Consider the following 12,740-nt stretch of genomic DNA (forward strand, 5'->3'; position numbering starts at 1 on the left):
TCTCTGCCCCGACAAGCAAATGGATATGTTGAATGGAATGTTGCGGATTACCCTATACGGTGAAGTTTTTGGTGTGTGAGCATCCAGTAAATGGATTAGGGCAACCAACCGATCATTGAAAGCAACCAGTTCTATTCGGAAAGCTACCAAATCAGTCCGATAGCACCCAAATTACGGTTGAAAGCAACCAGTTCTTCAAATAAATAGTTCACTTATTGTGAGACAACGATGACTATGACGCATTATTTCTAAATAGTACACATCTTATGCCGTTCAGAAAAAATTCTCCATATACCATAGAATAAATTCCTAGAGTAAGAAAAAAGCTAAACCGTCTCTAAAGTGTACCCTTTGTAAAGGACATTTTAAAAAAAGCTCTTAAGCAACTTGAAGAAGATGATGTCTGTATTGTGCAGGCGTCATCTTTTTTAAGTTCCATTGACCTCGATAATGATTGTAATAAGTCATATAACTCTTAATTTCCCATATTACATCTTCTAATGTTTCGCATGATTTAATATCTATTTCATCCTTAAAATGACCAAAGAATGATTCTTGTGGAGCGTTATCCCAACAGTTTCCACGACGTGACATTGACTGACCTAAACCCATTTTCTTTATAAGCTTTTGGAATCGAGGATTTGTATAGTGAAAACCTTGATCTGAGTGAATGAATGCACCCTCAGCTAGTTTTCTACCAATCTTCTTTAATTTCTTTAATGTATTTAGGGCAATATCTAGCGTTATTTTGTCAGACACTTCATACGCTAGAATTTCATTGGTTTCGGCATCTTTAATAGTAGATAAATAGGCACGTTTTCCTTTTCCGTAACTCAAATATGTAATGTCAGTTAATAAAACTTTTCCAGCTATTCCTTGCTTAAACTGGCGATTTAATAAATTTGGTAATGTCCGATGTTCCTTTGTTGCCTTTGCCATTCTTCTATAAGGATTCGCTTTTCGAATCGGGCAAATGATATCAAACTTTTTCATAATGCGACGAATTCGTTTTAAGTTATAAGTAATGTGATACTGATTCTCTAACGTCATTTTTATTTGACGCGCGCCTTTCTTCCGACGGCGGAAATGAAATGCTTTTAGAATAATTTCTTTTACTTCTTTATCTACTAAATCGCGATCTACACGGTTTTGTATCGCTTTTTCTGTAAAATAGTTGTAGTAGCCTGAGCGAGATACGCCAATTAATTTACATAGAAAACGGACCATTTGTTTCAATTGATACTTTTCGATCGTGTCATGGATCAATTGAAATTTCTGTTCTGCTACGAGTTTGATTCCTTCTTCATCAGCTTCCTTTCGAGTAGATCGAGCTTTTTTAATAATTCATTTTCAGCCTGCAATATACGATTTTGCGCCTCTAATCGAGCGTACTTTTCCTCTAAGGTCAGTTCACGTTCCAGCGGACGGCCAGAATGGATTTTACGCGTATCTTCTAATCCTAATACACCCTGTTCACGATAAGCTGCACGCCAACGCTTCCCGGCAGAAGCAATCCTCCTTAAGCCAATTAGTTCAACATCTAGACCAACTTCTTCAAAAATTTCACGTGGCGCTTTTCCTTTTTCATTCTCCGAAATAAAAAGACGTTTAAATTCTTCTGAATAAGTAATAGCTTTATCACTAACCGTAGCTACATATGGATTAGAGGCTAATTGTTTTTGTTCTTCTTTAGTTAGTAATCTTTTTGTCATGTTTATCCGCCCTTCTATGTTTTCTCATTATAAACAAAAATACCCCATAGGATAGACTTTTTTAAAAGTGTCTATTCTATAGGGTACATTTTACTCGTAAACGGCTCTCAGATTTTTTGCATTTCTTCTTTATATTTAGCTAAGCAATTATGACAAATACAATGCTTTCTTCTGCTTTCTACTGGAACTAGCTCAAAAATACCCTTTGGAAATTTCTCCATCGTACACCAACAACCATTCGGTTCTGTTGCATCGACCATACATTTGTTTTCTTTCCCGCAAAGCGGACAATGTGTATTAGCCATCATTATGCCCCCTATTTCGCGAAAACTTTTACTTGGTTTCGTCCAGTCGTTTTCGCTTTATATAATTCCTCATCAGCAATTGCATACATATTATCCTTACTTTCAAACTGCTCACACTGACCGAATGCCGCTCCAACACTAATTGTAATGGGGTAAGCATGTTGTTCCCAACAGTAAAGTAACGACATAGTTTCCACTGACTTCCTCAATTCTTCCGCGATTTGGAGAAATTCTTTTTGACTAATATGCTTTAAAAAACCAACAAACTCTTCTCCACCAAATCTCCCTAATATGCCTCCATGATCTTCTATCACTGTTTTCATACAGTTTCCGACTTGCTGTAAACAACGGTCCCCTTCTATATGCCCATGAAAATCATTATAACGTTTAAAATAATCAATATCGATCATCAGTAAAGCAACATTTATATCTGCATTGCTTTCATCGTTCCAAAATTCGTTCAGATACTTGGTAAAGTATTTACGATTCGCAAGCTTTGTCAAATCATCATAGAACACTTCACCACTTAAATGTTGATTCGTTTGTTCGAGATCCTCTACTATTTTCTTTTGCGTGGAAATTTCATTTTTCAAATGCTCATTCATTTTAGCTATTTCCTCCATTTCTTTCCCTGCAAAAAGTTTATTTAATTCTAGTTTAATAATCTCGAGTTTATGTGACATCGTTGTAGAGCCTATGACTTGTTCTAAAAGATGATATTTTTTATAGTAATTTAATGCTAAATCAAATTGTCCTTTCGATTCATAAAAAACAGACAACTGATTGAAAATTCTACTTAAATATTGCCTTGCTTGTATCTCTTCACCATTTTTAATAGCTTCTTCCATATAATTCAAAAAAGAATCTTCATCGACTCGTAATTCAAATTCTGCTAAGTTGATAAGTACTTCTATTGTATAAAATTTATTTCCTATAGCTTTTAATCTCTCCAAAGCCTGCATGTAATAGCGCTTTGCTTGCTCATAATCTTGCTGTAAGTAATAAATTTTACCGATTTTATTCTCCACTTCTGCGAGGGAAGTGACATCATCTAATTCAAGTAACATGTCATAACTCTTTCGATAATACGCAAAGCTTTCATCTAAATAATGTTGGTTAAAACAAACCCATCCCATATTCAATAAAATAACCGCTTGATTTCTTTTAATGTCTTGCTTTTCTGCTATATATAGTGCTTTTTCATACGCTGCTAATGCTTCTTCCATATTTCCAACTTCTCTATATACTTCACCCATATTATTATATATGCGACTTAAAATGGCATCATCATCTGGTTCTGTTGCAAATCGCCGTGCGTTTAAAAAGTTTTCAAGAGATTGTTCATACATTCCATTATAAAAATAGACAACACCGATTAAATTTAGTGCCGATGCTATACCAGCTTGATCACCTAATTCTTCATATTTTAGGTACGCATCATATGCATAGTCGTAGCAACTCTCTAATTTTGTCATTGATCTACATGCTAGTGCCATGACAAACAAGGAAGCGGCTTCTTCCTTTTTAGCCTTCGATATACGCGCTTCTTTATAAGTAGAAGAAGCTGTTTCAAATGCTTCAGACGGGTACTTTAAAGCTATTTCCTTTGCTTCATTAATTTTTTCCATTAATGTTTTTGACTCCGAAATCACATCTGTCTCCCCCTGCTCTTACGAACTATTTGTAGATCTTTTTCGTACTTGGCAATCTATTTATAATTTTATATTCTGATTTTTTAAATAGCAACAAAGAAAGATACTACCTACATATCGTGGATACGAAAAAGAAGAAAACCAACAACAATGACCTAGAAGTCGTTGAAGCTGGTTCATCTTAGAATATACATTTAAAAGTACTAATTATTATGTTCCCTTTAACATCAATTTTTAAACGATAACCCTTCTCCTTCTAGTGCAGCCCTTAGTTTAGGTAGCGAAGCTTTTCCCATTCCGTGAAACTTCAAAATGTCTTTTTCGCTAAAGTTAGATAGCTGTTCTAAAGAAGTGATGCCATTGTTTTCTAATGCACGTCTTGCGGGTGCGGAAAGGAGAGAAAGAAAACCGATTTTGGGTTTTCGCTCTTGTTCACAAGTCGGGCATGTAGGACAGTCAGTGCTTTTATAGTATTCATGTCCATTGTCGCAAGTTCTTACATTTTTCTTGGAAATTGTCATGATGGGGTCTCCTTTAATCCTGTTATTGGTTTCCAATATACATAAAAATTCTAACAAAGTTCCATATTATTTCAAGAAATTACGTTCTGGTAAAATGGCAACCAATCGAGTATTTCAGACTCCAGCAGCTAAATATAAATTAGAACAAATCAATTAATATAATAAAAGTACCATTATATAAGTACTTATAATAAATCAATCAGTATATTGGTATCTACTTCAATCATAGAACTGAATAGCCTTTTTATATAGAGGTGATCATAGTTGTCAAACTTTTTAAAATTAGTCGGAGCACAGCTAAGAACGGTTAGAAAAGCAAGAGGGTTAACACAAGAGGAGCTTGCAGAAAAAACAGGCAAAATAGGCGTTGGTAAATCTCGTATTTCTGATATCGAACGTGGAGAAGCAAATATTACATTAGAAACACTGGAGATGCTTATGAATGCTCTTGAAATCCATCCAAACGAACTTTTTAATTTTCAAAGACTAGCTACGAAAACAGATTTTGAGGAAAAGTCTTATATGTTGGATTTACATCTCTCTATTCTTCGTGATAGAGATTTAGATGAAGTCAAATATGTAATGAGTACAACAAAGGATTTTTTGGATACGGTGGATGCCAAAATGAAGAAATAATAAAACTAGCTACAACGACCTGGGAGTCGTTGTAGCTAGTTTTATATTTCGTATAGGGGATCTTTTTATTTTGCTAAAAACGAATTCGAAACGCTTTAACAATAATTCCATCATTTGCTGGTTCAAAGTCAAACTGTGGCAACCGTTCAAAACCTAGATGTTCATATAATTTTATAGCATCTTCCATAAAATCTGCTGTATGAAGACCCATTTCGCCGAAACCTTTTTCCTTTGCACGTTTTATACATTCACTAATGAGTAATGTTGCTATTCCTTTACCTCTTGCTTTTGGAGAGATAGCAAGCATTCGTAATTCTGGATAACCAAGTTCATCTTCTAAGAGTCCATCATATGCTTTTATATCAGGAGAAAACAACGCAACACTTCCTATAATTTCTCCATCACTTTCTACTACCATGCGTTCCACACCAGTTTGGATATCCCCATCCGATAAGATGGATTTTCTTAAAGCTTGAAAGTGAGCTGCCGGAATTTTTGTTGCATGTTCCTCGTAGGCAGCTAATCTTAGTTCCCTAATATAAGATAGTTCTTCTTCTACAGCGTCTCGGATAATCACTACTTTTCCATCTCCTTACGTCTTATTTACTTTCGTGTATGAGAAACTTTTCTTTCTTTCCATTTAAAGCTTCGCGATTATGTGCGGAATGGAAGTTAGACGTATCCGGACCTTTTGGTAAAATATTTAGGCTCTTTTGATCATCGCTCGCAATATGATTGGATAAAAGATAATGTATTTTAATCGCTTCAAAATCTGTCGTATCTCCAAAACCAGGTGTTTGATATAAGTCTCGTAAATATCCCCATAAGTTTGGAAAATCTACGATACGATTTCGATTTGCCTTAAAAGCGGAGTAATACGCAACATCAAAACGTACAAGCGTTGCATACAAGCGAACATCTGAATCTGTAATAAAGTCTCCAAATAAAAAGCGCTTCGTTGATAAATGTTTTTCCAACTCATCTAATCGATCAAACAAAACATCATATGCTTCTTCATACGCCTCTTGTGAGCGAGCAAATCCACATTTATACACACCGTTATTCACTTCATGAAAGATAACATCACTTAAAGTATCCATTTCTTCGCGTAAATGTTCGGGATATAAATCTGGTGCATTTTCCTTATGAAATGGTGCCCAAACCGTTTCTAAATGATTCGTTAATCTAAAATAATCATTATTCACTGCTTTTTGTTCTTTCATATCAACGATGACAGGCACAGTTGGTCTACCAGCATATTCTGGGTCTGCCCTTTTATACACTTCACTTATATATTGAATACCTAATACAGGATCTACTCCACCTTTATCTAAAGAGAATTCCCAATCTACGCGGTCGATATTAGGACGCATTGGGCTAGCAGTTCCTAAACTAATGACATCTTCTAAGCCTAGTATACTTCGCACAATGACGGAGCGATGTGCCCACGGACAAACAGCCGCCCATAAAAGACGATACCGTCCTGCTTCTACTGGAAGTTCACCTTGGTTATTACCAAATGGAGTATTAAACTGGTTTTTTTGTCGGTTAAATTTCCCTTTTTCATCGACTTCAGTTGGAGCTTGTTTCTGCGTCTTTTCCACTTTTATCATCCTCTTCTTTTAATTATTTTAAAGCATAGTTTTCTTCTTGGTTTAATTAAGTTTATGATTTTATTATTTCGAAGTCAAGGTAATAATTATAATAAAAAGATGTAAAATTTTTAGGTTAACTTCCATAAAAAAATTTTCATGTGAGCTTTATATTTCAATCAAATTTCACAACCATTTTATAAAATAAAATCCAGGTTGGAAATTCAAATATGGGGGAAGAAATTTGAAGAATAAAAAGCGCTTTTATAATATTTTTTGGCGTTGGCATTTTTATGCGGGGATATTTATTGCTCCCTTACTGATAACGCTAACAATAAGTGGTATCGGATATTTATTTTATACAAATGTGGAAAACCAACTGTATGATCATTTATTTTTTGGCGATAGCACCAAAAGTGAAAGTGTCTCTATAGATGAAGCGATAGAGAATGCGGAAAATCGGTACGAAGGGTATAGTGTAGCAAAAGTCAGTGTTTTGAAAGATGATTACAATACAAGATTTACAATGACCAATACAGAGGGCAATCAAAAATATGTCTTCATAGATGATCATAATCAGATTGTAGGAAGTCAGAATGCGGCGTCTACTTATTCGAATGTCATGAGAGGTTTACATAGTTCTTTATTTGTAGGTGGAACAGTTGTAAACTATTTAGTTGAATTAGCAGCATGTTGGGCTATATTTTTACTTATTTCAGGAGTTTATATGTCCTTTAAAGGAAAGATCTTAAAAAAACAAAAAGGAACCAAAAATAAGAGACAAAAGCATAAAAAACTTCATGCTATTACCGGTACAATAATTGCCATTCCAATGGTTATTTTAATCTTTACTGGTTTACCATGGTCGGCTCTTATGGGGAATATCATATACTCAACGGCACAATCCCATCCGTCCATTGGTATTCCAGAGTTACAACAAGTTCCACCGACATCTGAGATCAACGAAATTCCTTGGGCTACCCGTAAAAATGAAACACCAACTTCTAGCGATGCACACGCTCACCATCATGGTATAGCTGGTAACATGACCGATAATGATAATACGATTAGTGTGCAACAACTGATGCAGAAGATTGACGAATCGCATATCTCCAAACCATATTCTATCATTTATCCAATGAACGAAGACGGTGTATATATCGTAGCAAAAGGAAGTAATTCCGGTGTCACTGGTTTAGATGTTAGCCCTGATGAAGAAGTGACTAACTATTTTGATCAATATAGCGGCAAGCTAATTTCAAAAGTTGGTTACGCCGATTATGGTATTTTAGGAAAATGGTATACATGGGGTATTCCATTACATGAAGGACATTTATTTGGTTGGCCCAATAAAATAATCAATCTACTCGTTTGTTTAGCATTTTTAACAATTATTATTTGGGGATACAAGATGTGGCTGGATAGAAAAGTAAAAGGGAAATTATCCGCACCGCCAAAAACACCGATGGGTAAAAGTTTTGGGGGATTCATCGTTCTATTAGTAATACTCGGAATAATAATGCCACTTTTCGGCTTGTCGTTAATAGTGATTGCTTTAATAGAATTAATAGTTTATCTACTACAAAAATATAAAAACAGCAGTACAAATCATCTCTAAGATTTGTACTACTGTTTTTTATTTGATCCGACGAATTCTTCAAAGCCTCGGGTCTACCGGGTCAGATTCCAATGCTTGTGTAGCGAGCACACACTCATGCTCGCGTTTGATCGAAGGATGAAGGTTTATCTTGAAGAAGTTGGACAAATAGTCCATCTCCCTCTAACCATTCAGCGATGAGGATATCGTTATCACTTGAAATACCTTTCGCGTTCAGTTGACTGGTTAGCCATGCCTCATCAAAACCTAAATCCTCTATTTCATCCCATAAAATTTTGCCGTCCCTTATAAGTGTTACTGGCTCATAAACTGTTTTCGAAACTAGATGGAAATCCTCTTGTGTCGTCTTTTGATACTTGGATTTCTTCAAAATGCTTAAAGATCCATTTGCCTCTAAATAACAATATGCAACTTCTCGAATAGAAAATGTTTCGCTTTGTCTAAGTAAGCTTTATAGCTGATTCAGATTCATTCGATTTTTCTTTAACTCTTCTCGGTCCACTATACCATGTTTTATCAATGCGGAAGGTTTACCTTCAAAAAATCCACGAACCACTAAAAACTTTTGGCCAAGAAATTCCACTATAAAAAGTAAAATACTCCATAATGCCATCGTATAAAAAATATAAAATAATCCTACATCATCATGATACAATCCATTTCCTAGCAATTCACCTAATACAATCGCTGCAATGAACGTGAATGGGCTTATTTGTTTAATAATTTTCTTCCCAACAAACTTAAAGATAAAGAAAAGAAGAAAAAACCCGACAATTAGTTCCATTGTAATATTTAAAACATGCATCCCCCTAACGACCCCGTTCCACTTATTCTTCCAATTAGTTATCTCCAAATGCCTTATGATATAAAACTCCACTGAAAAAACTAGATATTACTGGATTGTTTGTCACGATAGTTTTTTCCATTAAATTACTATTACAACTAAATCGGTGATTTTTGCAACTAAAAGCTCCATTTTTCCAACTAACCTCTCTAGTTTTCCAACTAAAAAATTTCAGAAAAAAAATAACCGCCATCCCCTATAGGATTTGGCGGTTATTTCTAAATATGATTTTTAAACAAGTCCAGTCAATAGATACACACCAATGACAAAGAAACAAGCTATTGTTTTAATGATCGTAATTGCAAAGATATCTTTATAGGCTTGGCGATGAGTGAGTCCACAAACCATTAGTAATGTAAGTACTGCTCCATTATGCGGTAAAGTATCCATCCCACCAGCTGCCATCGCAATGACACGGTGCATAACTTCTAAAGGAATACCGGCAGCATTTGCAGCCTCCACATACTTTTCCGCCATAAGTCCGAGTGTAATACTTATCCCACCGGACCCAGAACCTGTAATCCCGGCAAGTGCGTTCGTTAATACAGCTCCATTGACTAGAGGATGCGTAAAGGTTGTAGCTAGGAAATTCTGAACGACAGCAAAACCTGGTAAAGCTGCAATAATTCCTCCGAAGCCAAACTCAGAAGCCGTATTCATCGTAGCAAGCAAAGCACCACTTATACCGACACTTAAACTATCCTTGAAACTCAATTTAACTGCTTGGAAATTCAAAGCAACTGCCGTAAAAATACCTACGAGAAGTGCAAGTTCCACTGACCAAAGCGAAAGTTGCTGATTCATATTAACGGTTCCGTACTGTTCTAGATTAATATTGGCAAAATCGAACCCATCTGCATACCATTTGGGAATATAAGTAGTGAATAACTTATTCATTACTCCGACTAATATAAGCGGAAGAAAAGCCAACCAATCCTTCACTTCTATTTTTGTATTCAACAGAGAAATTGGAGCAGCAATAGCTTCACTTGTAGCAGCCATTTCGCTAGCAGCAGGTGACTCGGTAATCGCATTTTTTCCTATACCATAATAACCTTCACCTTTCTTAGCTGCTTTCCGGCGACTACTTTCTAAATACAGCATACCTACTACAAAGATAAATAGTGCACCTATTATACCTAGAGTTTTTGCCGCATAAACGGTCGTATCAAAAAAAGTGGTTGGAATAACATTTTGAATCTGTGGCGATCCAGGAATTGCATCCATCGAAAAAGTAAAAGCACTAAATGCAATGGTAGCCGGGATCAGACGTTTCGGAATATTTGCTTCACGGAACAACTGATTAGCAAATGGATAAATCGCAAATACAGCTACGAATAAACTTACTCCACTATAAGTTAGAATAGCTCCCAATATTACGACAGTAAGAATAGCTTGTCTAACTCCAATGAATCGAACAATTACTTTTGCAATTCTTGCCGCAATACCGGACATCTCAATCACTTTACCAAAAATAGCTCCTAGTAAAAATACTGGAAAATAAGATTTTATAAAGCCGACCATTTTTTCCATAAATATATTAGAAAAGAACGGTAATACGTGGCTCGGATCCGTTAAAAATACAGCAAGTAAAGCACATATCGGAGCAATGATAATAACGGAAAAACCACGATAAGCTAAAAACATGAGTAGTCCTAGTGCTAATAGAATAATAATTAGATCCATAAATGTTCTCCCTCTTTAAGTAAATTTAATAGCAAAGAAAGCGTTCGGAAGGTTTATGAATCTAGCAATAACTTCACAGTAAATCATGTCCCTCTTCAGTTGGAAGCTATTTTCTATTCACCGCTCTGTTATTCCATCTTCATCCCCTTTTCACTCATTCACTCTATCGTTTTTTGGTTCACCAATAACTTCATTTCAAAAACCGCCACTATTTCACCTGTTTGCTTTTTAACTTCTTGTAATACTGTCACAACCCCTTGGTTCGATCCTTTGCTTTTCAAATCAATTACTTTCCCCGTAAGATGAATTGTATCTCCGATAAAAGTTGGATTTGTAAATCTAACTTTATCCATCCCGTAAAATGCCACGACAACCCCCGGTTCAAAATGTACCAATCCGGTCGTAATAGAAAGTACTAGCATCCCATGAGCAATTCGTTGTTTATATTGGGTTTCTTTCGCATACTCAATATTAGTATGAAGAGGGAACCAATCCCCACTTAAAGCGGAGAACATAACGATATCGGCTTCTGTTATCGTTCTTCCTTTCGATTCCCAAACATCCCCAAGTTGGAAATCTTCAAAGTATTTATCGAACATTTCTACATCCCCTTTCTCTAGAAATATTAATACTTAAACTGGATACACCCCGTGCTTACGATCAGTGAAAACTAAATACTTAGACATGTAAACGTCTAAACGTGATGCAAGTTCTTCACGTAAACGGTTCGGCTCGACAACGTCATCAATAATTAAATCCGAAGCTAGGCGATAAATGTCGATATCTTCACGATATTCTTCACGCTTTTCAGCAATGAACGCGGCTCTTTCTTTTTCCGAAAGGGAAGCAATTTTGTTTGCATAAACTGCATTTACAGCAGCTTCTGGTCCCATTACCGCAATAGAAGCTGTTGGAAGTGCGATACAGCAATCCGGTTCAAACGCTGGGCCAGCCATTGCATACAATCCAGCACCATATGCTTTACGTACAATTACTGTCATTTTAGGAACAGTCGCTTCGCTCATTGCCGAAATCATTTTAGCACCGTGTCTAATAATCCCCGCTCTTTCTACGTTTGTTCCAATCATGAAGCCTGGAACGTCTGCGAGGAATAACAACGGAATATGATAAGCATCACAAAGATTAATAAATTTCGCTGCTTTATCCGCGCTATCATGGAAAAGTACTCCACCTTTAACACGTGGTTGGTTTGCAACAATTCCAATTGGCTGACCGTTGATACGGCCAAGACAAGTAATAAGCTCCGGTGCAAAAAGCTTCTTAATTTCACACATCGAATCTTCATCAATTAGTCGTTCGATTAGTTGGTACATATCAAATGGTGCGTTTTGGTTTTTCGGTATTAACTGCTCAATACTTTTTTCAAAGAAAGCTGGTTCTTTTGCTTCTGCTTTAGCCGGCTTTTCGGTATAGTTTTCTGGGAAATACGTTAAGTATTTTCTAGCGTACGCAATCGCTTCTTCTTCACTTGGTACAAGTACATCACCACATCCTGAAACGGAACAATGCATCTTCGCTCCGCCCATTTCTTCTAGGGATACTTTTTCACCGATAACCATTTCAGCCATACGAGGGGACCCTAAATACATGGAAGCATTTCCTTCCACCATTACAACAACATCACAGAATGCAGGAATATATGCTCCGCCCGCCGCAGACGGTCCAAATAGAAGACAAATTTGTGGAACTTTTCCTGACATTTTGACTTGGTTGTAGAAAATTCGTCCAGCTCCTCTACGACCAGGGAACATTTCTAATTGATCTGTTATACGAGCACCTGCAGAGTCAACAAGATACAACATTGGACAGCGTAGCTTTTCAGCCGTTTCTTGAATACGAATAATCTTTTCTACTGTTCGTTGTCCCCAAGAACCTGCTTTTATCGTAGAATCATTAGCCATCACACAAACGGTACGGCCATGAATTTTACCGATTCCAGTAACTACTCCATCCGCCGGTAGATCACCCGCTAGTAAATTGGCAAACATACCATCTTCTGCTTTTAAGCCATCGTCAAACAGCAAATTCAATCTGTCACGAACAAACATTTTCGCTTGCTCTTGATTTTTTTTATGGTATTTTTCTTGTCCACCTTGCAAGATAGCATCTTTCTTGTTCTGATAATCTGTCTGTGAAATGGTTGTTGTCATGTT

The 12,740-nt window shown here is 36.3% G+C and carries 11 protein-coding genes and 1 pseudogene; 2 read left to right on the forward strand and 10 right to left on the reverse strand.

Annotation, left to right across the window (positions count from 1 at the left end; genetic code table 11):
* Nucleotides 1–378: 378 nt before the first annotated feature.
* The 4 genes from FG383_RS08835 to FG383_RS08850 form a co-directional block, all read right to left on the reverse strand.
* Nucleotides 379–1,712 (reverse strand): IS3 family transposase gene (locus tag FG383_RS08835; RefSeq protein WP_142606991.1). Its coding sequence is split into 2 segments (ribosomal slippage): nucleotides 379–1,328 and nucleotides 1,328–1,712, totalling 1,335 coding nucleotides; the frame shifts between segments, so codons are not numbered across the junction.
* A 107-nt stretch (nucleotides 1,713–1,819) separates the two neighbouring features.
* Nucleotides 1,820–2,017 (reverse strand): cysteine-rich CWC family protein, encoded by a 198-nt coding sequence (locus FG383_RS08840; protein WP_142606993.1) that lies wholly within the window; start codon nucleotides 2,015–2,017, stop codon nucleotides 1,820–1,822.
* A gap of 11 nt (nucleotides 2,018–2,028) precedes the next feature.
* Nucleotides 2,029–3,669, reverse strand: a complete 1,641-nt coding sequence (locus FG383_RS08845; protein ID WP_142606995.1) for a GGDEF domain-containing protein — start codon at nucleotides 3,667–3,669, stop codon at nucleotides 2,029–2,031.
* Between the two features lie 227 nt (nucleotides 3,670–3,896).
* Nucleotides 3,897–4,190, reverse strand: coding sequence for an RNA polymerase alpha subunit C-terminal domain-containing protein (locus tag FG383_RS08850; RefSeq protein WP_142606997.1), 294 nt, complete (start codon nucleotides 4,188–4,190; stop codon nucleotides 3,897–3,899).
* A gap of 264 nt (nucleotides 4,191–4,454) precedes the next feature.
* On the opposite strand from FG383_RS08850, the gene FG383_RS08855 reads away from it, so the two are divergent.
* Nucleotides 4,455–4,826 carry a helix-turn-helix domain-containing protein gene (locus FG383_RS08855; protein WP_142606999.1) on the forward strand — a complete coding sequence of 124 codons (372 nt, stop codon included), beginning with the start codon at nucleotides 4,455–4,457 and terminating at the stop codon, nucleotides 4,824–4,826.
* A 73-nt stretch (nucleotides 4,827–4,899) separates the two neighbouring features.
* Here FG383_RS08855 and FG383_RS08860 read toward each other — a convergent pair whose 3' ends face one another.
* Complete coding sequence (locus FG383_RS08860; protein ID WP_142607000.1) at nucleotides 4,900–5,403, reverse strand: GNAT family N-acetyltransferase; 504 nt, start codon at nucleotides 5,401–5,403, stop codon at nucleotides 4,900–4,902.
* A gap of 22 nt (nucleotides 5,404–5,425) precedes the next feature.
* Nucleotides 5,426–6,439 carry a glutathione S-transferase family protein gene (locus FG383_RS08865; RefSeq protein WP_142607002.1) on the reverse strand — a complete coding sequence of 338 codons (1,014 nt, stop codon included), beginning with the start codon at nucleotides 6,437–6,439 and terminating at the stop codon, nucleotides 5,426–5,428.
* A 223-nt stretch (nucleotides 6,440–6,662) separates the two neighbouring features.
* Here FG383_RS08865 and FG383_RS08870 point away from each other — a divergent pair, with 223 nt between their 5' ends.
* Complete coding sequence (locus FG383_RS08870; RefSeq protein WP_142607004.1) at nucleotides 6,663–8,036, forward strand: PepSY-associated TM helix domain-containing protein; 1,374 nt, start codon at nucleotides 6,663–6,665, stop codon at nucleotides 8,034–8,036.
* Between the two features lie 94 nt (nucleotides 8,037–8,130).
* On the opposite strand, the pseudogene FG383_RS08880 reads toward FG383_RS08870, so the two are convergent.
* The 4 genes and pseudogenes from FG383_RS08880 to FG383_RS08895 all read right to left on the reverse strand — a co-directional run bounded on the left by FG383_RS08880 (nucleotide 8,131) and on the right by FG383_RS08895 (nucleotide 12,737).
* A pseudogene (locus FG383_RS08880) lies at nucleotides 8,131–8,841 on the reverse strand (DUF421 domain-containing protein).
* 270 nt (nucleotides 8,842–9,111) lie between these two features.
* The gene (locus tag FG383_RS08885) at nucleotides 9,112–10,566 is read right to left on the reverse strand and encodes a GntP family permease (protein ID WP_142607008.1); all 1,455 of its coding nucleotides are present in this window, start codon (nucleotides 10,564–10,566) and stop codon (nucleotides 9,112–9,114) included.
* 158 nt (nucleotides 10,567–10,724) lie between these two features.
* Nucleotides 10,725–11,165 carry a MaoC/PaaZ C-terminal domain-containing protein gene (locus tag FG383_RS08890; RefSeq protein ID WP_142607010.1) on the reverse strand — a complete coding sequence of 147 codons (441 nt, stop codon included), beginning with the start codon at nucleotides 11,163–11,165 and terminating at the stop codon, nucleotides 10,725–10,727.
* Between the two features lie 33 nt (nucleotides 11,166–11,198).
* Nucleotides 11,199–12,737, reverse strand: a complete 1,539-nt coding sequence (locus tag FG383_RS08895) for an acyl-CoA carboxylase subunit beta (RefSeq protein WP_142607012.1) — start codon at nucleotides 12,735–12,737, stop codon at nucleotides 11,199–11,201.
* Between the last annotated feature and the right edge of the window lie 3 nt (nucleotides 12,738–12,740).

This window comes from Psychrobacillus soli (assembly GCF_006861775.1).
In the GTDB taxonomy this organism is placed as follows: Bacteria; Bacillota; Bacilli; order Bacillales_A; family Planococcaceae; genus Psychrobacillus; species Psychrobacillus soli.